The 21,793-nt window shown below is 64.5% G+C and carries 21 protein-coding genes and 1 tRNA gene; 13 read left to right on the forward strand and 9 right to left on the reverse strand.

The genetic code is table 11. The annotated features are described in order from the left end of the window. Positions 1–43: 43 nt before the first annotated feature. Positions 44–1,372 (reverse strand): serine hydrolase domain-containing protein, encoded by a 1,329-nt coding sequence (locus AC3RCG_RS19265; protein WP_121669986.1) that lies wholly within the window; start codon positions 1,370–1,372, stop codon positions 44–46. Positions 1,373–1,400: 28 nt separating this feature from the next. Beyond that, positions 1,401–2,897, reverse strand: coding sequence for an alginate export family protein (locus AC3RCG_RS19270; RefSeq protein WP_492403031.1), 1,497 nt, complete (start codon positions 2,895–2,897; stop codon positions 1,401–1,403). A gap of 210 nt (positions 2,898–3,107) precedes the next feature. Between AC3RCG_RS19270 and AC3RCG_RS19275 the strand changes: the two genes are divergently transcribed. Beyond that, positions 3,108–4,250 carry a sigma-54-dependent Fis family transcriptional regulator gene (locus AC3RCG_RS19275; RefSeq protein WP_409028284.1) on the forward strand — a complete coding sequence of 381 codons (1,143 nt, stop codon included), beginning with the start codon at positions 3,108–3,110 and terminating at the stop codon, positions 4,248–4,250. Positions 4,251–4,393: 143 nt separating this feature from the next. Beyond that, positions 4,394–6,202, forward strand: a complete 1,809-nt coding sequence (locus AC3RCG_RS19280) for an NAD(P)-binding domain-containing protein (RefSeq protein WP_409028283.1) — start codon at positions 4,394–4,396, stop codon at positions 6,200–6,202. Between the two features lie 182 nt (positions 6,203–6,384). Here the strand turns inward: AC3RCG_RS19280 and AC3RCG_RS19285 are convergent, their stop codons facing one another. Beyond that, positions 6,385–6,951 (reverse strand): YceI family protein, encoded by a 567-nt coding sequence (locus AC3RCG_RS19285; protein WP_070222354.1) that lies wholly within the window; start codon positions 6,949–6,951, stop codon positions 6,385–6,387. 467 nt (positions 6,952–7,418) lie between these two features. On the opposite strand from AC3RCG_RS19285, the gene AC3RCG_RS19290 reads away from it, so the two are divergent. From AC3RCG_RS19290 to AC3RCG_RS19305, 4 genes are all read left to right on the forward strand, one after another. Beyond that, positions 7,419–7,877, forward strand: a complete 459-nt coding sequence (locus tag AC3RCG_RS19290; protein WP_268994098.1) for a YbaN family protein — start codon at positions 7,419–7,421, stop codon at positions 7,875–7,877. Between the two features lie 324 nt (positions 7,878–8,201). Next, positions 8,202–9,011, forward strand: a complete 810-nt coding sequence (locus AC3RCG_RS19295; protein WP_070222288.1) for a methionine ABC transporter ATP-binding protein — start codon at positions 8,202–8,204, stop codon at positions 9,009–9,011. Then, entirely contained in the window at positions 9,004–9,678 is a 675-nt protein-coding gene (locus AC3RCG_RS19300) for a methionine ABC transporter permease (RefSeq protein ID WP_099380715.1), read from the forward strand. The genes AC3RCG_RS19295 and AC3RCG_RS19300 overlap by 8 nt, the downstream gene beginning before the upstream one ends. A 25-nt stretch (positions 9,679–9,703) precedes the next feature. Continuing rightward, positions 9,704–10,531, forward strand: coding sequence for a MetQ/NlpA family ABC transporter substrate-binding protein (locus tag AC3RCG_RS19305; protein WP_230505316.1), 828 nt, complete (start codon positions 9,704–9,706; stop codon positions 10,529–10,531). 78 nt (positions 10,532–10,609) lie between these two features. Here the strand turns inward: AC3RCG_RS19305 and AC3RCG_RS19310 are convergent, their stop codons facing one another. After that, positions 10,610–11,227, reverse strand: a complete 618-nt coding sequence (locus AC3RCG_RS19310) for an OmpW/AlkL family protein (RefSeq protein ID WP_070222294.1) — start codon at positions 11,225–11,227, stop codon at positions 10,610–10,612. 364 nt (positions 11,228–11,591) lie between these two features. On the opposite strand from AC3RCG_RS19310, the gene fur reads away from it, so the two are divergent. The 7 genes from fur (at position 11,592) to AC3RCG_RS19345 (ending at position 16,319) form a co-directional block, all read left to right on the forward strand. Beyond that, positions 11,592–12,032 carry a ferric iron uptake transcriptional regulator gene (gene fur / locus AC3RCG_RS19315; RefSeq protein WP_034756687.1) on the forward strand — a complete coding sequence of 147 codons (441 nt, stop codon included), beginning with the start codon at positions 11,592–11,594 and terminating at the stop codon, positions 12,030–12,032. 74 nt (positions 12,033–12,106) lie between these two features. Then, positions 12,107–12,469 (forward strand): MerR family transcriptional regulator, encoded by a 363-nt coding sequence (locus AC3RCG_RS19320; protein ID WP_070222296.1) that lies wholly within the window; start codon positions 12,107–12,109, stop codon positions 12,467–12,469. Between the two features lie 73 nt (positions 12,470–12,542). Continuing rightward, positions 12,543–13,133: an NAD(P)H-dependent oxidoreductase gene (locus AC3RCG_RS19325; RefSeq protein ID WP_205602263.1), complete on the forward strand. Its 591-nt coding sequence runs from the start codon at positions 12,543–12,545 to the stop codon at positions 13,131–13,133. A gap of 240 nt (positions 13,134–13,373) precedes the next feature. Next, positions 13,374–14,531 carry a SpoIIE family protein phosphatase gene (locus AC3RCG_RS19330; RefSeq protein WP_492403303.1) on the forward strand — a complete coding sequence of 386 codons (1,158 nt, stop codon included), beginning with the start codon at positions 13,374–13,376 and terminating at the stop codon, positions 14,529–14,531. 65 nt (positions 14,532–14,596) lie between these two features. Further along, positions 14,597–15,154, forward strand: a complete 558-nt coding sequence (locus tag AC3RCG_RS19335; protein ID WP_070222302.1) for a SiaB family protein kinase — start codon at positions 14,597–14,599, stop codon at positions 15,152–15,154. A gap of 22 nt (positions 15,155–15,176) precedes the next feature. Beyond that, positions 15,177–15,575, forward strand: a complete 399-nt coding sequence (locus tag AC3RCG_RS19340) for a DUF1987 domain-containing protein (protein WP_070222304.1) — start codon at positions 15,177–15,179, stop codon at positions 15,573–15,575. Between the two features lie 3 nt (positions 15,576–15,578). After that, positions 15,579–16,319, forward strand: a complete 741-nt coding sequence (locus AC3RCG_RS19345; RefSeq protein WP_070222307.1) for a GGDEF domain-containing protein — start codon at positions 15,579–15,581, stop codon at positions 16,317–16,319. Between the two features lie 14 nt (positions 16,320–16,333). On the opposite strand, the gene AC3RCG_RS19350 is transcribed toward AC3RCG_RS19345, so the two are convergent. From AC3RCG_RS19350 to fdhE, 5 genes are all read right to left on the reverse strand, one after another. Beyond that, positions 16,334–17,044 (reverse strand): substrate-binding periplasmic protein, encoded by a 711-nt coding sequence (locus tag AC3RCG_RS19350; RefSeq protein WP_230491961.1) that lies wholly within the window; start codon positions 17,042–17,044, stop codon positions 16,334–16,336. 171 nt (positions 17,045–17,215) lie between these two features. Continuing rightward, positions 17,216–17,311 (reverse strand) — tRNA-Sec (locus tag AC3RCG_RS19355). After that, the gene (selB, locus tag AC3RCG_RS19360) at positions 17,290–19,275 is read right to left on the reverse strand and encodes a selenocysteine-specific translation elongation factor (protein ID WP_492403040.1); all 1,986 of its coding nucleotides are present in this window, start codon (positions 19,273–19,275) and stop codon (positions 17,290–17,292) included. The genes AC3RCG_RS19355 and selB overlap by 22 nt, the downstream gene beginning before the upstream one ends. Then, positions 19,272–20,693: an L-seryl-tRNA(Sec) selenium transferase gene (gene selA / locus AC3RCG_RS19365; RefSeq protein ID WP_492403042.1), complete on the reverse strand. Its 1,422-nt coding sequence runs from the start codon at positions 20,691–20,693 to the stop codon at positions 19,272–19,274. The genes selB and selA overlap by 4 nt, the downstream gene beginning before the upstream one ends. Next, on the reverse strand, positions 20,690–21,745 hold the full coding sequence (fdhE, locus tag AC3RCG_RS19370; protein ID WP_070313214.1) for a formate dehydrogenase accessory protein FdhE: 1,056 nt from the start codon (positions 21,743–21,745) through the stop codon (positions 20,690–20,692). The genes selA and fdhE overlap by 4 nt, the downstream gene beginning before the upstream one ends. Positions 21,746–21,793: the final 48 nt, after the last annotated feature.

Here is a 21,793-nt window from a genome sequence, read left to right on the forward strand (position 1 = left end):
TAGTATATTGCAGTTGTGCCCGTTCAGCCGCACTGCTGGCAACCTACTTCGGCTTGGCCAGCAGCAGCTTGCCCAGCGCTTCGAAGGCCGGCGTGGTGGTCGGGTCGTTCGCCGCATTGGCCGCCGTCGGCGTCGAGGAGAAGCGCACGATCACCATTTCCGCCTTCGGATCGACATAGATGCGCTGGCCGTACACGCCGCGCGCCATGTAGGCGCCATGGTCGTTATGCGTGACCCACCACATGTCGCGGTAGCTCCAGCCCTTGAGCAAATCGTAGCCGCCCTTGGCGAACAGCTGCTTGTCGCCGCCGCGGCGGATATCGTCGACGGCCGCCTTGGGCAAAATCTGCTGGCCGTTGTAGCGGCCATCGTTGCGCAGCATTTCGCCGAAGCGCGCCAGATCGCGCAAGCCCGCATTCAGGCCGCCGCCGGCAAACGGCGTGCCCGTCGAATCGACCGTCATGTAGGCATCCTGCTCGGCGCCCAGCTTTTGCCAGACATGCTCGGACAGGTAGTCGTTGACGTTCTGCCCCGTGACACGGGCGATGATCCAGCCCAGCACGTCGGAATTGACCGTGCGGTAGCCGAACGCCTCGCCATGCCGGCCCTCGTGCCGCACCGTCTGCAGGTACTCGAAATAGCTGCGCGGCCCCGTGTAATCCTTGGGCTTGGGCAGCGGGCTGCCGGCCGCCGCGTGCTGCCACACTTCCGCTTTCGGGTCCGCGTAATCTTCGCTGAATTGCAGGCCCGTGGTCATGTCGAGCACCTGGCGCACGGTGGCGTCGCCAAACGCGGACTTGGCCAGTTCCGGCACGTAATCGGCCACTTTTTTGTCCGGATCGAGCTTGCCTTCGGCCACCAGCGCCGCGCCCAGGGTGCCCATCACGGACTTCGTCACGGACATGGCGCCGTGCTGGCCGCTTTCCTTCAGCACGCCGAGGTAACGCTCATACACGATGCGGCCCCGGTGCAGCACCACGATGCCGTCCGTGTAGTTGGCGCCCAGCGACTGCTCCCAGGTCATCGTTTCCTTCGCGCCCAGAGGCGTGAAGCGCAGGCTGTCGATATCCGTGCGCAGCGCGCGTTTCAGGGGCACGGGTGCCTTCAAGCCGCGCGAGACATCCACCGTCGGCATCAGCTGGCGGAAGTGCGACACGCTCCAGCGCAGCTGCGGGAAATTGAAATAGCTGCCATCGTCGAAACGGATGATCTTGTCGGCCGGCGGCGGCGCGCCCACCATCCATTGCAATGCGGCCGGATCGCTGGCGGCGGCCGACAGCGGCGCCGTCGCCTCTGCCGCGTGGGCGCCGGCGGACAGCGCCAGGCAGGCGGCGGCCAGGGCCAGGCGTTTCATGCTGGGAAAATCGTTCATGCGATGCTCTCCTTGATAGACAGAATATTTAATAAACCCATACCACGTTCGCCAGCCATCCCCTCCAGGTCCTGGCCTGCCCGTTCACCAGCTGGTTCACGCCCGACTGCGCGAACGAGGCGCTGAAGCCCAGGGTCAGGTAGGTATTCGGGTTCACCACGCGCACGTATTTGACGAAGACGTCGTTGGCCAGCATCGGGCGCAGCACGCCGGCGATCACCAAGGGCGCGCCGCCCGGCACGTCGAGGCGCGTGGCCTGGCCGAACTGCAGCGGGCTGCCCATCTGGTTGGCCCGCACCTGGGCCAGGTAGGCGGTCACGGTGTCCTTCGGCGTCGGGTGCAGCTCGATGGTGGCCTGCAGCGCATTCACGTTGGCATTGACGAAGACCCAGGTCGCCTTGCTGCCCGAAGCCCAGGCGCCCGGCGTGCCTTCGAAGAACAGCGGATCGAAGCGCTCATTGCGCGCCGTGCGCGGATCGTCACCGGAAAAGCTCTGGTAGCCAAGCGTGAACTTCGGCGTCCACGCCACGTCGGGCAGGGAAAAGCCCCCTTCCGTGCGCCAGCCCCAGGCCCGCATCGGCTCGCGCGTATTCCACTCGCGCGCGGCATCGACGCCGAACCAGCCTTTCGACAGCACGGTGGGCAGCACGGGAACGCGCGCGTAGCCATACACGAACTGCAAGTCCTTGCGGCCGTCAGGCACGGCCAGCGGTGCGCCGATGCCGCCTGGCGCCGCCTGCGGATACGCCGCATGCGAACGGGGCACCTTGCCATACGCGACGCCGGCCTTGCGGTCGTTCGCGGGCGCGTAGCTGACGTCAACGCCGACGACGCGCGTGCCGCTATCGTTGTCGGGATTTTCATTCGGGTCCAGATAAAACGCCTGGGCGCTGAACGCGTCCTGGCTTATTCTGGCCACCACGGAATTCTGGAAGGCCTTGCGCGGCCCCAGTTTCAGCGCGCCGCGGTCAAAGCCGTTCGAGCCGCCATTGGCGATCAGCATGCCGGTACCCAGCGTGAAATTCTGCGCGCCGGCCGACACATCGACCATGGCGCGCGTGCCGCCGAGCGGCATGCGGATGCCGGCGACGAATTCCTCGATCGAGATGCGGCCCGTGTCGCCCGCGCCGAAAGGATCGTGGCGCAAGGTGCCCGAGCCGACGGCGGACACGCGCGCATACAGCTGCTTGCCGTCGCCCAGCTTGCGCTTGAAACCGAGCGCCGGCTTGACATAGAACTCGTACCAGTAGGGATTGAAATCGAAGCCGGGATTGCGCGCCGGCGTATTCGACAGCTTCCAGAACAGATTGCTCTCGCCGGCCACCTGCACGCCCGCTTCCACGGAACGCATCATGTGCCAGCCGGCGGCCATGGCCGGTTCAACGGCGGCGCGCCGGGCTACCTCTTTTTCCAGGCTGCTCTGGCCATCGGGATCGAGCTGGCCGGCGGCGCCGCAGGCGGCGCTCCAGCCCAGCAGGGCCAGGACGAGTGAGCTGCGCACGGGGAACATCGCTTGCGTTGTCATAGGTATCCCTTGCGATAGCTGACCTCAGATTTGAACGGATGTTATCAGAGATGCTCTTTTTTATTGTTGTAAAGCATCCTACTGTGCGGCGCCAGGCGCTGAGACGAACGTCTCACGCACGCGCCATGCTGCAGCGCAGGATGCGCCATCCGGGGCTTCGTGCTACAAACGAAATACCATAAAGCAGATACCGAGATACCGGAGAGCGCCATGCCCTACGTCCGCCAGACCAGCCATATCGAGCGCGTGCGCGACCTGATCGCCGGCCGCGTCGTCAATCCTGGCGCCGATACGGCCAGGCTGGCGTCGTCGTACCGGCGCTCGCTGGACGACTACCGGCTCGATCCCGCGTCCACCACGGGGCCGCGCATCCTGACGGGCGCCGAACTGCGCGCCATCCAGCAGTCCGAGGAAAATTTTCTGCGCTCCACGGGCCAGTGCCTGCCGCGCCTGCACGCCATGGTGCGCGAAGCGGGCTACTGCGTCATCCTCGCCAACGCGCGCGGCGTGACGATCGACTACGCGGCCGACACGGACCAGCGCAAGGAATTCAAGAAGGCGGGCCTGTACCCGGGCTCGTGCTGGTCGGAGGAGGAAGAAGGCACGTGCGGCATCGCCTCCGTGCTGCTCGACCAGGAAGCCATCACCGTGCACAAGACCGACCACTTCCGCGCCGCCTTCACGGGCCTGACCTGCAGCGCCGCGCCGATCTTTTCACCGCACGGCGACTTGATCGGCGTGCTCGATGCCTCGGCCTTGAATTCGCCCGATGCGCGCGACAGCCAGCGCCTGGTCAAACAGCTGGTGCGCCAGGGCGCGACCCTGATCGAGGACGGCTTTTTTCTCACCTCCTATGGCCATTGCTGCATCCTGCTGGCGCACCGCAACCGCCACTTCGTGGAAGTGCAGCCGGAGATGCTGCTCGCCATCGACGAGCATGGCGACATCGTCGCCGCCAACCGCTGCGCGCGCGACGTCATCGGGGGCCTGGACGCCCTTCCCCGCCCCGTCGCCGAGGTGCTGGAAGTGCGCGCCGAACGGCTGTTCGATGCGCGTACGGGACACAATCTGCTGTCGCTGCGCCTGGCCGGCGGCAGCACCTGGCTGCACGCGCGCGTGCGCGCGCCGCTGCGCCAGGCCAGCGCGCGGGTACGCATCAAGAACGCCGCTCCCGTGACGCAGGACGCGCCGGCCTGCACGCCGCCGGATCTGGCCGAGCGCACGCGCATCGTCAACGCCATGAACGCCGCCAAGTGGCGCCCGCTGCAGGCGGCCGCCATGCTGGGCGTCTCGCGCGCCACCCTGTACCGGCGCATCAAGCAGCTGCACATCGTGCCGCCGCACCGCCAGTAAGGCATCCGGCACGCTGAGATTTCCGTCTCACATTCCGCCATGCTGCGCTGCGGAATGCGGGGCTGGAACGCCAGTGTTACAACATCGTCAGCGGCAACACAGCCGCATCCCATCATAAAGTCAGCAGACTTGGAGGAGACACGATGCAAACCGAAATCAACCCGCACGACTTGGCCGTGGCCGGCATCCTGGAGCAGCTCGAAGGCTGTCTTCGCGCCAGCGACGGCACGGGCGCCGCACAGCTGTTCGAACAGGATGGCTACTGGCGCGACCTGGTGCTGTTTACCTGGAACCTGAAAACCCTGGAAGGCCGCGGGCAGATCGCCGCCATGCTGGCCGCCCAGCTGGGCGCCGTGCAGCCGGTTGCCATCCGCATCGCCGACGGCGAACATGCGGTGGAAGCGGGCGGCGTGGTGCAAAGCTGGATCACGGTGGAAACGAACGTGGCGCGCGGCGTGGGCTTCATCCGCATCCGCGACGGCAAGATCTGGACCCTGCTCACCACCATGAGCGAATTGAAGGGTTTTGAGGAAGCCAAGGGCCGCCGGCGGGCCATGGGCGCCGAACACGGGGCGCGCACCAACCGCAGCAGCTGGCTGGAGCACCGCGAACAGGAAGCGGCCGAACTGGGCTACGCGCGCCAGCCCTACTGCGTCATCATCGGCGGCGGCCAGGGCGGCATCGCGCTGGGCGCGCGCCTGCGGCAATTGAACGTCCCCACCATCATCATCGAGAAAAACGCCCGTCCCGGCGACAGCTGGCGCAAGCGCTACAAATCGCTGTGCCTGCACGACCCCGTCTGGTACGACCACATGCCGTACATCCCTTTCCCGGATAACTGGCCCGTCTTCACACCGAAGGACAAGGTCGGCGACTGGCTGGAGATGTACACCAAGGTGATGGAACTGAACTACTGGGGCTCGACGTCATGCGAATCGGCCAGCTTCAACGAAGCCAGCGGCGAGTGGACGGTGCAGGTGCTGCGCGATGGCCAGCCCGTCACCCTGAAGCCGCAGCAGCTGGTGCTGGCGACGGGCATGTCGGGCAAGGCGAACATGCCGAAGTTCAAGGGCATGGACGTGTTCCAGGGCGAGCAGCAGCACTCGTCGCAGCATCCGGGACCGGACGCGTATGCCGGCAAGAAGGTGGTCGTCATCGGCGCGAACAATTCCGCGCACGATATCTGCGCCGCCCTGTGGGAAGCGGGCGTGGACGTGACCATGGTGCAGCGCTCGTCGACGCACATCGTCAAGTCCGATTCCTTGATGGACCTGGCGCTGGGCGACCTGTATTCGGAACGGGCGCTGGCGGCCGGCATGACCACAAACAAGGCCGACCTGACGTTCGCCTCGATCCCATACAAGATTTTGGCCGACTTCCAGAAGCCCGTCTTCAAGGCCATCCGCGAGCGCGATGCGGACTTTTATGCGCGCCTGGAAGAACGCGGCTTCATGCTCGATTTCGGCGACGACGATTCGGGCCTGTTCATGAAATACCTGCGCCGCGGCTCCGGCTACTACATCGACGTGGGCGCCTCCGAGCTGGTCGCCGAGGGCAAGATCAAGCTGAAAAGCGGGGTCGGCGTGCAGGAACTGAAAGCCCATTCCATCGTGCTGTCCGACGGCACGGAGCTGCCCGCCGACCTCGTGGTGTACGCCACCGGCTACGGCTCCATGAACGGCTGGGCGGCCGACCTGATCTCGCCCGAGGTGGCGAATAAAGTGGGCAAGGTGTGGGGCCTCGGTTCGGCCACGACGAAGGACCCGGGCCCGTGGGAGGGCGAGCAGCGCAATATGTGGAAACCCACGCAGCAGCAAGCGCTGTGGTTCCACGGCGGTAACCTGCACCAGTCGCGCCATTATTCCCAGTACCTGTCGCTGCAGCTGAAGGCGCGCATGGAAGGGTTGAACACGCCCGTATATGGGCAGCAGGAAGTGCATCACCTGGCGTAAAGGCGATGCAACCCATGTAGGTCGGATTAGCGCGGGAAGCGCGTAATCCGACACCTTGTTGGCGGCTCATGTCGGATTACGCGCGGCGTTGCCGCACTAATCCGACCTACCGCCACCACCCACTCAAAAAAAATGGCGGCGGACCGAAGTCCGCCGCCATTTTTACGTCATGCAGCCAACGATTACTGCTTGATGGCTTCGATCGCAAACGTCAAAGTGACGTCATCGCTGACGGCCGGCGCATATTTGCCGGCGTTGAATTCCGAGCGCTTGATCTTGGCCGTGGCGTTGGCGCCGCAGGCGTCTTTTTTCAGCATCGGGTGCGGTGCGCAGGTGAACGAGGTGACGGTCAGGGTGACTGGCTTGGTCACGCCTTTCAGGGTCAGGTTGCCTTCCACGGAGGCCAGCTTGTCGCCGTCGAAATTGAACTTGGTCGATTTGTACGTGGCGACGGGATACTTGGCCGTGTCGAGGAAGTCTTCGCCCTGGATGTGCGAGTTGAACAGGGTCGAACCCGTATCGACGGACTTGGTGTCGATCAGCACTTCGACGGCGCCCGTCCTGGCGGCGCGGTCCAGGGTGACCTTGCCGGTGGTGTTATTGAAACGGCTTTGCTGCGTCGAGAAACCCATGTGGGTGTATTCGAAACGGGGGAAAGTATGGCTGCCATCGATGACATAGACTTCCGGAGCGGCAAAGGCGGACAGCGAGAAGCCGGCGGCGGCGATAAAAGCGAGCAGTTTTTTCATTGTAAATTCCTGTTTGGAGTGGAGGATGTCAAAACCGCAACCGGCGGCAGGCGGGAAGCGCTGCGGCTGATTGTCTGGCTTCAGTTGCAACAGATTATGCATGGCATGAAGATCGATGTAAAACGGAAAATATACCTAGTTAGCATCGAAAAAATCGATAATAACGGTAAGGATGTCCACGACAACGTCTTCTGTTGCCGATTATTGTCTGCATTGCCAAAAATATCCAGCGTTATCCGGCGCCTCAGACCAGGCCGCAAATGAGAATGATTCTTGTTATTACCCTACAGGATTGTTATCATTGCGGCCCCGGCAAGCCTGCAGCTTCGCCTTGATTCCTCCATAATAGCGCAGCACATACGGCAGAAAAACATGACGGCCACCCGCCACGATACGCACACCTTGAACGCACAGCCCATCGTTTCCCCTCCCCGCAGCCAGGGCCTGACAGCCGGCGCCCTCGCCTGATGGGCGAGCCGCACGCCCAGGCCTCCCTGCGCGAAGCGCACGGCGCGCGCCTGCGCCGCTGGGCCTGGACCGCTGCCGGCGCCCTGATGGTGCTGCTGGGGATCATCGGCGCCATGCTGCCCGTCATGCCGACGACGATTTTCCTGATCCTCGCCCTGGCCTGCTTCAGCCGCGCCTCGCCGCGCCTCGAGCACTGGCTGCTGCACCATCCGCGCTTCGGCCCGCCGCTGCGCCAGTGGCGCGAACACCGCGCCGTGTCGCGGCGCGGCAAGGCCATGGCTTGCCTGGGCATGGCCATCGGCTTCGTCGCCATGTGCCTCGGCCATCCGCCGTGGTGGGTCATCGCCATGGTGGGCGCCATGGAGCTCGCCGTGCTCATCTACCTGTTGCGCCGTCCCGAAGGTCCTGCGGCCAGCGGAGCAGAATCTGCCCGTGAAGAGGACAATCGCAGGCAGTAAACGGCCCTGCCCGCGGCGAAAAAACGGCAACTGAGCCGAACCGCACATAAAATCACCGCGATGCCTGCACAGGGCGCGTCGAACTTTTCACCAAGATGCGGCTCCGCCACGCCAGTCCACGCGATTAAATTCGGCAAGAACGCCGCTTTCCCGCTTTTTTCACTTGAAAACAGTCGCATAGACATTATTTGCATATTCAAAGCAAGATTCTGTCGTAGGAGTAATAACACGATCGGAGGTATACTACGCAACCGACGTAACAGGCTGGGCGATTTGGCCCCTGCAAGCAAGCCTGTGACGGTCCAATAAAAAAGGAAACACTGCATGACCACACCACACCGTACGCCGGTGATTCGCATCGATGGCGCGAACAAGACCTTCGCGCTGCCCAAAGGCGAACAATTCCACGCGGTCAAATCGGTCACGCTGGAAGTCTATCCCGGTGATATTTTCGGCCTGATCGGCAAGAGCGGCGCCGGCAAATCGACCCTGCTGCGCCTGATTAACCTGCTCGAGCGCCCCGACAGCGGCACCATTACCGTGGCCGGGCGCGAACTGACCCGCCTGGGCAAGAGCGAACTGCGCGACGCGCGCCAGAATATCGGCATGATTTTCCAGCAATTCAACCTGCTGCAAAACGCCAGCGTCTTCGACAACGTCGCCTTCCCCCTGAAAATCCATGGCACGACCAAGGGCGAGCAGATCGCCGCCAGAGTCGAGGAATGCCTGGCGCTCGTCGGCCTGTCCGACAAGCTGCACAGCTATCCGGCGCAATTGTCCGGCGGGCAGAAGCAGCGCGTGGCGATCGCCCGCGCCCTGGCCAGCCACCCCGACGTGCTGCTGTGCGACGAGCCGACGTCCGCGCTGGACGCGGAAACGACGCGCGCCCTGCTCGACACCCTGCGCGACATCAATGCGCGCCTCGGCGTGACCATCGTCATCGTCAGCCACGAGCTGTCGGTGCTGGGCGCCATCTGCAACCGCGTGGCCGTCGTGGAAAACGGCGCCATCGCCGAACAATTCGACTTGAGCGACACGGCCACTCCGCGCAAGACGGCGCTGGGACGCGAGCTGGCGTATTACGGCACCGAGGCGTTTGAAGCCACTGCATGGAAGGATGCAACACATGTTTGAAGAATCGATCAATAACGTCATCAAGCTGCTGCCGGAAATCTGGGTAGCGCTGGGCCAGACCATGACCATGCTGGGCATCGGCTTGACCGCCGCCATCCTGATCGGCGGCCCGCTGGGCATTTTGCTGTTCCTCGTCTCGGAAGGCCAGTCGCTGGAAAACCGTCCCCTGTCGACGATCCTGGGCTGGCTGGTGAATACCGTGCGCAGCTTCCCCTTCATCATCCTGCTCGTCGCCCTGACGCCGTTTACGCGCATCATCGCGGGCACCTCGATCGGCCCGCTGGCGGCTGCCGTGCCGCTGTCGTTCGCCGCCATTCCCTACCTGGCGCGCCTGGTGGAACAGAACCTGCGCGAAGTGCCGCGCGGCGTGATCGAAGCGGCGCACGCCATGGGCGCGTCGGAAATGCAGATCATCTTCCGCGTGCTGCTGGTCGAAGCGCGCTCCGGCCTCGTGCTGGCGCTGACCGTGCTGTCGATCAGCTTCCTGTCGTATTCGGCCGTGGCCGGCGTGGTGGGCGGCGGCGGTATCGGCGACCTGGCCATCCGTTACGGCTACTACCGCTTCGAGACGGACATCATGGTCGCCACCGTGGCCATCCTGATCGTGCTGGTGCAAACCATCCAGTTCGCCGGCACGCGCATCGCCAAGCGCCTCGACAAACGTTAATTCAAATTCAGAAACAAGGACCTGCATGAACCACCTTCGCCGTAATTTGCTCCTGGCCGCCGCCAGCCTGGCCTTCGCCACCGCCGCCCATGCCAAGGACCCGAAAGAACTCGTCATCGGCACCAGCTCCGGCCCGTATTCCGACCAGCTGAAGCTGGGCATCAAGCCTATCCTGGAAAAACAGGGTTACAAGGTCAAGATCGTGGAATTCAACGACTACGTGCAGCCGAACTACGCGCTGGCCGAAGGCTCGCTGGACGCCAACGTGTTCCAGCACATCGTCTACCTGACCAAATTCGCCACCGATAACAAGCTGCCATTGAGCGCCCTGATCACCGTGCCGACCATGCCGATCGGCCTGTACGGCGGCAAGCAGAAAACCCTGGCCGAAGTCAAGAACGGCGCCACCATCACCATGCCGAACGATCCTACCAACCAGGCGCGCGCGCTGGTGATGCTGGCCAAGATGGGCTGGATCAAGCTCAAACCGAACGTCGATCCGCTGCGCGCGTCCGAACGCGACGTGCTGGAGAACCCGAAGAAGCTGAAACTGGTGCCGCTGGAAGCGGCGCAGCTGCCACGTTCGCTGGCCGATGCCGACTACGCTTTTGTGAACGGTAACTTCGCCCTGGCCGCCGGCATGAAGCTGACCTCGGCCCTGAGCGTGGAAAAGATCTCGGACAGCTACATCAACCTGGTCGCCATCCGCACGGCCGACAAGGGTAAACCATGGGTGAAGGACCTGGAAGCGGCCTACCGCTCGCGCGCCTTCCTCGACGCGACGAACAAATACCTGGCCGGTTACGAAAAGACGGACTACCAGCTGGCGCTGGAAAAGACGCTGAAAAAATAAACAGCGTGCACCAAACGTAAAAAGGACGGCCAAGGCCGTCCTTTTTTATTGTCCGCGCCTTGCGGGCGCCATCACTATTTAGAAGCGGTAGCCCACGCCTACGCCGATCAGGATAGGATCGACTTTGACTTCGCTGATCTTGGCGCCGCCGGCCAGTACGTCGCTGCGGATCTGTACTTTCTTGATGTCGAAGTTCAGCGACCAGTTTTTGTCCAGTTTGTAATCGACACCGGCTTGCAGCGAGTAGCCCCAGCTGTCATGCTCCAGGCGGCCTGCGCCGTTCAGCAATTTCACGTCCGAGATATTCGTGTAGTTCACGCCGGCACCTACGTATGGGCTGAACTGTTTTTCAGGCATGAAGTGGTATTGCAGCGACAGGGTCGGCGGCAAATGCTTGAAAGTACCGATCTTCGTGCCGGACAAGGTAACGTCATGCTTTTGCGGATACGTCAGGATCAGCTCGGCAGCGATGTTAGGCGTGAAGAAATACGAAATATCGATTTCAGGAATCGTCTTGCTGCTGACGTGAATAAGGTCGGATGCGCCGACGCCACCAACAGGAGCAGATTTGTTGGCCGGATCGATGTGCACGGCGCGGGCACGGACCAGCCATGGGCTTTCCTGTGCCATTGCGTTGCCGGCGAAGGCGCCGATGGCGGCCAGGACGATTGCTGCTGCAGTTGCGGACTTTTTCATTCTAGTTCCCTCTTTTTGTCGTTAAGTAACGCTGCGAAGTCTAAGAGTGCAGTGCAACAAAAACTTTGATCCACATCAAATAGTGCTAGATGGCATCACTAGACGGATTTTTTCCTTTGCCCAAGTCAAGAAAATGCGGCAATGCAGCGTGACCGGATGCAAGGTCCCCTATTTCAGCGGCCAGCCAGCCGCGCAATGCTGAGACAAGTTGCGCGCCGCGCAATGGTTACTTGCGCCGATGTCACTGGATTGCCGCCGGCCCCTGCAGCATACTATTTCCAGTGCACACATGATAATGGTAATGATTATCATTTGCGATATAATGGCTTACCTCGCTCAGCGACTACAAAAAGGAATGGGAGACATGGATATATTGAGGGAACTGCGTGAATCGGGCTTGAAAGTGACCATCCCCCGCTTGCGGATTCTGCAGCTGTTCCAGGAAGGCACGATCAAGCACCTGAGTGCGGACGATGTCTACAAACTCTTGCTGGCTGAAAAGATCGACGTGGGCCTGGCCACCATCTACCGCGTACTGATGCAGTTTGCCGAGGCCGGCATTCTGTTTCGCCGGCACTTCGAATCGGGCCACGCCGTGTTCGAACTCAATGAAGGCCAGCACCACGACCACCTGGTCTGCACGGGTTGCGGCAAGGTCGATGAATTCGTCGACGAAGGCATCGAACTGCGCCAGAACGAGATCGCCGCCGAACGGGGCTTCGTGCTGCACGAGCACGCGCTGTCGCTGTACGGCACCTGCGCCGAGTGCACGGCGAAGAAAGTCCCGCCGCGCAAAGCCTCCTGAGGCAGCGCGGAAGGTAGCGCCTGGCAAGCCACCTGCGCTACACTGCGTGCGCCGCAGCTCAACAAGGGACAAGCATGTACATCGGAGAAATCGCCCGCCTGGCGGGCACCTCGCCCAAGGCCTTGCGCCACTATGAAGCGCTGGGCTTGCTGGGCGACGTGCGCCGTTCCGGCGCCTATCGCGTCTACACGCAGCAAGACCTGGCGCAGGTCAAACTGATACGCCAGGCGCAGGTCCTGGGCTTCCGCCTGGCCGAACTGCTGCCCGTCCTGGCCGGCGACGATACGGACTGGGCCGCCCTGTCGCGACACATCGACGCCAAGCGCGCGCAGGTGCGGCAGGATATCGCCCGCCTGCGCCAGCTCGACGCGCAGCTGGCCGACATCGATACGGAAATCCGCGACTGCCTGGCGCGCCAGCAACTGCAGGCAGCCTGACACTGCGCGCTTGACTCTGCCCCCAGGGGCAGGCTTTAGCATGCAAGCTCTTCTTTAACGGAAAGCCTGCAGCATGAGCAAAATTACACCGAAGCGCATTTTAATTCTCCTCGGCCACCCGTCCAGCGACAGTTTCTGCGCCGCCCTGGCCGAGGCCTACGCCGCCACGGCCCGCAGCGCAGGCCATACCGTGCGCGAACTGCGCCTGGGCCAGCTGGACTTCGACCAGAACCTGCATGAAGGCTACCGCCAGGTGCAGCCGCTGGAGCCAGACTTGCTGGCCGCGCAGGAAGCCATCAGCTGGGCCGAACACCTGGTGTTCGCCTACCCGATCTGGTGGGGCGGCGCGCCGGCCCTGCTGAAAGGTTTTGTCGACCGTATCTTCCTGCCCGGCTTTGCCTTCAAATACCGCCCGGGCAAGGCCTTTCCCGCCCAGCTGCTGAAGGGCCGCACGGCGCAGCTGCTGGTGGCGATGGACACGCCGCCCTGGTATTTCCGCTGGGTCTACCACATGCCCGGCATTCACCAGCTGCGCAAGACGACCCTGGAATTTTGCGGCGTCAAGCCGGTCAAGGTGGCCTGCTTCGGCCCCATGATCGATTCCACCGGCACGCAGCGCGCGCGCTGGCTGGAGCAGGCACAGGCGCTGGCCAGGCGTCTGTAAGCCCGGCAACGGATTGCCATGCAGCCATCTTGCATACGGTTTTGACAAGCCGGTAATCAAGCCGTCATATTCAGCGGCTACCATGATGATATTGCCTGTTTGTCAGTCGCCTTGCTCTCGCGACAACAAAGGTCCGATCGTCATGTAAAGGTAGCCGCTGTGGAGTTCAACGCTTCTCGATTGCATCTTCCCCGTTATCGCACGTCCGTGGCGCTTGATCTGTGCGTTCCCACGGAATCCGTGCAGGCCGACGCCAGCAACTTCGCCGTGCTGGAATTGTTCACGGAACGGCGTGACATGATGAGCCTGCCCGTCACGGAGCAGCAGAAGCCGATCGGCTTAATCAGCCGCAATATCTTCATGTCGCAGATGTCCAAGCCCTTTTATCACGAGGTGTACGGCAAGAAGAGCTGCATCGCCTTCATGGACAAGGAACCGCTGATCGTCGATGGCGCCATGAGCATCGAAGACCTCACCTTCCGCGCCGTGGAAGCGGGAGAGAAGGCGCTGGCCGACGGCTTCATCATCACCGAGGATGGCGCGCTGGCCGGCGTGGGCTTCGGCCTGCAGCTGATGAACGTGGTGGCCACCATGCAGGCGGAAAAGAACCGGCAGATCATGCACAGCATCGATTACGCCAGCGTGATCCAGCGCGCGCTGCTGCGCACCTCCGATGCGGAATTGCGCGCCACCCTGCCCGACGCGCACCTGGAATGGCAGCCGCGCGACGTCGTCGGCGGCGACTTCTACTTTTTCGAACGCCACGAAGGGGGCTGGTTCGCCGCCATCGCCGACTGCACGGGCCACGGCGTGCCCGGCGCCTTCATGACCCTGATCGCCTCGTCGGCCCTGAGCCAGTCCTTGCGCGAACGGGGGCCGCGCGATCCGGCCGCTCTGATCGGCGCCGTCAGCCGCGCCATCAAGACCCTGCTGGGCCAGGACGGCGCCGACAGCGGCGCGGCCACCGGCCACGCCGGCTCGAACGACGGCATGGATTGCGCCTTTTTATGCTACGACACGGCCAGCGCCAGCCTGCGTTTCGCAGGGGCGAAACTGGCGCTCTACGTGGTGGCGCCGGGCGAAGAAGCCGTGCGCGCCATCGATGGCGCGCGCATGGGCGTGGGCTACGTTGACACGCCGGCCGGCTACTGCTGGCACAACGAGACACCCGACATTCCCGCCGGCAGCCTGCTGTTCCTCACCACCGACGGCTTGCTCGACCAGATCGGCGGCGCGCGCGACATCGCCTACGGCAAGCGGCGCATGCGCGAACAGCTGCTGGCGCGGCGCGACGCGCCGGCCGGCGACGTGGCGGCGGCCCTGCTGCAGGACAGCGCCGCCTGGCAGGGAAAACAGCCACGCCGCGACGACCTGACCTTTTTCTGTTTCCGCCTGTAGTCTGGGCGCCATCGAGCCACCTTATCAACAAGACACCGGGTCACCGGCTAGCCAGGAGCACGCACGTGCTGTACGAAGAATTCAACGAGTTTTGGGATGTGGCCCGCAAGCGCAACATCATCTTTTTTTACGTGGGCTATTTCTCGCAGCACGTGGTGAGCGCCATTTCCGAAACCATCAAGGCGCGCCTCGATACGGCCGGCGCGGCCGGGCCCACCCGGCGGCGCATCTTTTCCTCGTTCATCGAGATGTCGCAAAACATCATGCATTATTCGGCCGACAGCCTGACGCCCGATGCGCAGCTGGACCAGCAGATGCGGCGCGGCTCGTTTTGCATCGGCACGCGCGGCGACAGCTTTTTTCTGCTGTGCGCCAACCCCGTCTCGACCGACAACGTGGCGCAGATCCGCGCCCGCCTGGAACCGCTGCACACGATGACGATGGAAGAAATCCGCCTCGCCTACAAGAAGGCCCTGCGCGAGGAAGCGCCATCGGACAGCAAGGGCGCGGGCCTGGGTTTTCTCACCATGGCGCGCGACGCCAGCGAGCCGCTGGAATTCGAATTCGTCCAGGACCCACAGGAACCTGGCCACACCATCTTCTGCATCAAAGCCATCATTTGAAAGAGCCGACTCAGGAAAGCATATGCAATTACCGTCACCACTGTTCATCGCCGCGACCCCGAGTTCGCCCGAAATCGACTTCCGTTTCGAGCAGCACACCCTGTCGATCAAGGGCGAGTCGTATCCGGAAAACGCGGCCGCCTTCTATGGTCCGCTGATCGCCGCCGTGCGCGCCTATCTGGAAGGCTGCCGCGAAGCTGCCATCACCGTCAACGTCTCGCTGGCCTACTTCAACAGCTCCAGCACGAAGATGCTGTTTACCCTGTTCGACACCCTGAACCAGGCGGCCGTGGACGGCAACCAGGTGCGCCTGAACTGGTATCACGACGAGGACGACGACACCATCCTGGAATTCGGCCAGGAGCTGCAGCAGGATTTTACGGCCCTCGACTTCCACGACCATCCCGTGCAGGGCAGCTAGGGCATGCGCGCCGCCATCTCCGAGTCCGGCCTGGAACCCGACCTGTTCACCGTGGAAGCGGCAGCGCTGGCCGCCGCGCGCCGCATGCACGCCGACGCCAACGCCTCGGGCGCGGAACAACGGCGCGTGCTCGGTGAACTGATCGTTCACTACGAGCGGCTGATGCGCGAGACGCGCCGCCTGATCGGCCGCAGCGACCGCGCCGAGCGCGACATGCATCTGCTGAACCGGCAATTGCAAACCCTGGCCGGCCAGCTCGAATACCGCGCCACGCACGACCCGCTGACGGGGGCCCTGAACCGCGGCGCCGTGATCGACCATGCCTCGCGCTGCCTGGCGCAGGGTGACATGGCGCTGATCGTGCTCGATATCGACCTGTTCAAGCAGGTCAACGACGACTTCGGCCACCCGGCCGGCGACGGCGTGATCCAGGCCGTGGTCGACTGTTTGAAAGGGTTACTGGGACAGGAGACGGCCATCGGCCGGGTCGGCGGCGAAGAGTTTTCCGTCGTCTGGCCCACCTCCTCGCGCGACGAGGCGGCGCAAGTGGCGCAGCGCATCTGCGAGACGGTCGGCCGCCAGCGCCATGCGGCGCCCATCACGCGCGCCATCACCATCAGCGTGGGCCTGAGCTGGAACCGCGCCGGCACGCCGTTCGAAACGGCCTACAGCCATGCGGACCAGGCCCTGTACCAGGCCAAGCGCGAAGGACGCAACTGCGTGCGCCAGTGGCTGGAGAGTTAAGTCGATGCGCTGAATCAGCGCAGCTGTTCGCGCGCCATGCTGCCGTCGCGGCGCATAGCCGCTGCCGCGCGCTGCATCGCCGCCACCTGCGCCTCGGGCACCTTGAGGTTGCAGGCCAGGTAAGTCTGCACGCGGTTGAAAGTCAGCAGGGGCACCACCTTGCCTTCCCATTCCTTGCCGACGAAAGGCTTGCTGCCCACCGCCAGGCCGACTGCCCACAGGTCGATGCGCCCGAGCAGCAGCTTTTGCGGATTGATCCACTCCTGCGTGACAGGCGCCACGTTCATGCCGTGCTGGCGCAGGTAGTCGTCGCGCGCGTCGCCCAGCACCGTGCCGATCACCAGGCCGCGCGCATCGGCCAGGGTGCGCAGCGCCAGATGCCGCTCGGCCAGGCCATACAATATCCATTCCGCTTCGTTGAGGGGGCCGATCCAGCGAAATTGCGCTTCGCGCTCTTGCGTGCGCGTGGTGGAAAAGATGCAGGTGTCAGGCTCGCGCAGCGCCTGCGCATACGCGCGTTTCCACGGCAGCAGTTCCATCGTATAGCCGATGCCGGCGCGCGCCATGATGTCGCGCACCTTCAGCGTTTCGCGTCCCACGACGACATTGCCTTCCATCATGCTCGACGGCGGCAAATGCTCGCCGACGATGCGCAGGCCCGCCGCCCCGGCCGCCGCCGGCAGCAACAGCGCCGCCAGCAGCCATGCCATGCTTGCTTGTTTCATGCTTGCCTTCTTCTACCACAGGGGATACGCAGCCCTGCACCTGCAGGATGGTACCATCGGCCCCCGCCGGCCATGGCCAAAGGTTGCCAGTTAAACCATTATTTTTCCGTAACGTGGCTCAGGGCCAACGCCGGGATCATCATGCGAGGGGAGGATGGCGGGAAAAACAAGTGGCGGAAAACAGTAGGAGTCGAACCTACGGGAGAACGTCTGACGCCCTCCACCGGGTTTGAAGCCCGGCCACATCACCGGATGAGTGTGCTTTCCGCGGTGCCTGAGCTAGCTGTTGGGGCTGCGGTGTAGGACCACAACGCCTGCGGGCGCAATAGATGCCCATTGCCAACACGGCGAGTATAACCGACGCGGTCGAAGAATTCCAAGACCTGGATCGCCCGCTTGCGGCCCAAGCCGCTGGCGTCGCGGAAAGTGGCCGCGCCCACAGCGCCGGAACCGGGCGCCAGACTTTCGTCCAGCTCCGCTTTTCCGGCCAGGGTGCGCACCAGTTGCGCCAGCCCGGCCAGCGCCGCCTGGTGATAGAACAGGTCATGCACGACCTGGCTGATCTGCCCCGCCTTGGCAAGCTTGCGCAACAGCCGGCGCGTTTCGTCCTCGGCCAGGCCGAAACCGCGCGCCAGGTCGCGCGTCCACGGCGGATCGGCACGCCCCTGCTCCAGCGCGGCCAGCAAGGGCTCGGCCATCGCCTGCTCCTGCGACGTCAGTTCCACGCTGTGCGTCGGCAAGTGCAGGCTGGCGCCGCGCGCCAGGATGCCGCCCTGCGCCAGCAAGCCTTCGACCAGGTGGCTCCACAAGGCGTCTTCCATCTCCGCGTCGACGATGCGTTTCAGGCGCCACAGCTCCGGCCCCGCCTCGTCGGGCGCGCGCGCATGGAAGACGGCCAGCGCGGCCAGCACCCGCTCTTGCAGCGCCAGCAACGCCGCCGGCGCCAGCAGCAGGGCGTCGCCGCCGCGCAGGGCGATGCGCCGCGTGTCGGGCGGCAGCGCCAGGGCATGCGCCGGCAGCAGGGACAGGCGCACCAGCAGCGACTCGCGCAGCCCCAGCGGGCTTTGCGCCAGCAGGGCCGCATAGTCGCCGTGCGCGACAAACGCCGCCAGCGCATCGAGCCACGCCAGCCTGGCCGGGCTGCGCCGCTTGCGCGCCGGGCCGAACGGATCGAGCACCATGCCGCCGCCCACCGTCTGCGTCGCCTGCGCATTGCGCACGACGAAGCGGTCGCCCGGCACGCCATGCATGGGAGCGTCGAACACCAGTTGCACCCTGCCCGTCTGGCCCGGCGACAGGGTTTCGCCATCGAGCATGACGACGCGCGCCAGCTGGTGCGCCGCCCCCAGATGCACGTGCAGCGGCGACCAGGCTTTCAGCTGCACGCCGGCGTCGGGCAGCAGGGTCAGTTCCACGTCCAGGCGCTCGGAACACTGCGCCAGCTCGGGCGCGACGATCCAGTTGCCCCTTTCGATGCGCTCGCGGTCGATGCCGGCGAGGTTCAGCGCCAGACGCTGCCCCGCCATGCCCGTCTCGGCCGCGCGGTTCTGCGCATGGATGCTGCGCACGCGCGCAGGCGCGCCGCCGGGCGCCAGCTGCAGCATGTCGCCCACCTGCGCGCGTCCCGCCAGCGCCGTGCCGGTGACGATGGTGCCCTGCCCCGACAAGGTGAACACGCGGTCCACGCCCAGGCGGAACAGCCGGCGCTCGTCGCGTTGCGGCAAGCTGCGCGCCACCTGCGTCAGGTGCGCCAGCAAGGCGGCCACGCCCGCATCGTTGTCGCGATGGGCGGCGGTGGGGAAGACCGGGCTGCCCGCCAGCGGCGTGCCGGCCAGCAGCGCCTCGATGTCCGCTTCCACCTGCGCCACGCGGGCGCTGTCTGCGCGGTCGATCTTGGTCAATGCCACGGCGCCGCGCGTCACGCCCAGCAGCTGCAAGATGGCCAGGTGCTCGTGCGTCTGCGGCATGACGCCGTCGTCGGCCGCCACCACGAGCAGGGCGAAGTCGATGCCCGTCACGCCGGACGCCATGGTGCGGATGAATTTTTCGTGGCCTGGCACGTCGATCACGCCCAGCACCGTGCCGTCGGCCAGCGGCAGATAGGCGTAACCGAGTTCAATCGAGATGCCGCGCGCCTGCTCTTCCTTGAGGCGGTCCGTGTGCACACCGGTCAATGCGCGCGTGAGTGTCGTCTTGCCATGGTCGATATGGCCTGCGGTGCCGACGATCATGCGGACAACTCGGCGAGCTGCGCGATGAAAGCCGTCTCGTGCACCGCTTCCAGGCAGCGCAAATCGAGCCACAACGTGTCCTGGCCGATGCGGCCAATGACGGGACGCGGCAAGGCGCGCAAACGCTGTTCCAGCGCGCCCAGCGGATTGCTCAGGCGCGAACCGGGGGCGCTGCGGACGGCCAGGCCAAAGCTGGGCAGCTGGTCGACGGGCAAGGCGCCGCTGCCGATCTGGCTGGTCACGGTTTCGGCGCTGACCACATAGGCGGCACCGAGTACGCTTTGCAGCAGCGGCAGCAGGGTTTGCGCCTGCGCGCGCATGGCGCAAGCGGGACGCGTCAGCAGGCGCAAGGAGGTCAGGCGTTCGGCCAGCAAGTCCGGTGCGCGGTACAGCTGCAGCACGGGGGCCAGGGCCGCCAGGGTGAGTTTGCCCACGCGCAGCGCGCGTTTCAGAGGATTGCGCTTGATCTTCGCGATCAAATCGGCACGCCCGACGATGACGCCGCATTGCGGGCCACCCAGCAATTTATCGCCGCTGAAGGTCACCAGGTCGGCGCCCGCCGCTATCGTCTCGCGCACCGTCGTTTCATGCGGCAGCCCGTATTGCGCCAGGTCGACCAGGGTACCGCTGCCCAGGTCCACGGCCGTGGGAATCGCGTGTTGCGCCGCCAGCGGCACCAGTTCGTCGAGCTCCACGCTTTTCGTGAAACCGGTGATCGCGTAATTGCTGCAATGGACCTTCATCAGCAGGCTTGTCTGCGCGTTGATCGCGTCCGCATAATCGGCCAGGTGCGTGCGGTTGGTGCTGCCCACTTCGCGCAGCACGGCGCCTGCGCGCGTCATCACGTCGGGAATGCGGAAGGCGCCGCCGATTTCCACCAGCTCGCCGCGCGAGACGACGACCTCTTTATTCTGCGCCAGGGTGTTGAGCATCAGCAGCACGGCGGCCGCATTGTTGTTGACGATGGTGGCCGCTTCGGCCCCCGTCAGTTCGCGCAGCAGTTCCTCGACCAGGTCGTCGCGGTCGCCGCGCTTGCCCGTTTCCAGGTCAAATTCCAGGTTCATCGGCCACTGCAGCGCTTCCACCACGGCTTGCACGGCGGCGTCGGGCAGCAAGGCGCGGCCCAGGTTCGTGTGCAGCACGGTGCCCGTCAGGTTGAACACGGGGCGCAGCCGCGGGTGCGCTTGCGATTGCAGCCGTTCGTCCACTTGCGCGACAATGGCGGCGATCGACGCGCCCTCTTCGCCGAAGTTACCAAAACCCGCACCGGCCAGCATGGCGGTGCGCAGTTCGGCCAGCACGGCGCGCGCGCAGGCCAGGGTCTGCACGCGGCCGTAGTGCGCAATCAGGGCCAGGCAAGCCGCGTCGCCCAGGATGCGGTCTACCGATGGCAGGCGCACGGTCTGCCCCGTCGTCATGCTGGCTGGCCCTCGCCGCTTTCGCTCTTCCCCAGCCACAGCAGCGGATTGCCGCTGGCGCGCTGGTAGCCCGCTTCGCCCACCAGCAGGTCGAGCATCAGGCTGGCCAGGTCGTCGGCCAGGGGCTCGACGTTGTAATCGTGTTCCTGGTTGAAGACTTTTCGATAGGTATGGCAATCGTCGCAGGTTTCCGCGCGCGCCACCTTTTTCGGGTCATTCGCCTTGTTCGGCAATTTGTCGTCCTTCGCCGTCACGGGGTCGAACGGGGCGGCATCGGCCGCATCGAGGCCCTGGTAGGCGATCTTGCCGTTCTGTTCGCAGGTCGAGCATTTCACGCGCACCATATGCCATTCGCTTTCGCAGATGCCGCAATGCAGGTAGCGGTAGCCCTGCGACTGGCCGCCGATGCGGATCACGCTGGCGACCGGGTGCGAACCGCAGACGGGGCACAGGGTGCCCGTTTCCAGGTCCGGCACGCGCGCGGCGCGCAATTCGCTGGCCGATACCGACCACAGGATTTGCAGGGCGGCCGCGACGAACGGCGCGTGCATGGGATTGAGGTTGTCGCCGTTTTCATCGAGCACGGCATCGGCGCAGGCGTCCAGCGCTGTCGCGTCGAGCGCGCGCAGCTGGGCCAGCACCTGCGTCAGGCCGCCGGACAGGGCCGGCTGGCGTGCCGCCGTGGCGGCCAGTTCATCGAGCAGGCTGGCAAAGATGTCGCGCCAGACGGGCGGACGGGCGCCGCTGACGGGCAGCACTGGCATGCGGTGCTGGATCGCGCGGCGCAGTGCGTCGGGGTCGGCGGCAGGCACGGCGCCGGGCGCCAGTTTTCCCACCACGGCGGCCTGCGCATCGGCCAGCGCGGCCATCAGCACCAGGTAGCCCTGCATGCCCGCGTCGACGGGGATGCCCTTGATATTGCCCTGCGCCAGTTCGCGCAAGCGCTGTGCGCGCGCCGTAAACAGGCTGACTGGCTGCGGCAGCAGCAGGCGCGGAATCGCGTTATGGTCCAGGCCTTCGATTTCGCCTGGCTGGAGTATGCGTTGTACCAATGGAGTTTTCCCATCAAAAAAAGCACAACACGGCCAGCGGAGTTGGCT

It is taken from the genome of Janthinobacterium sp. GW823-FHT01H08 (assembly GCF_058797855.1).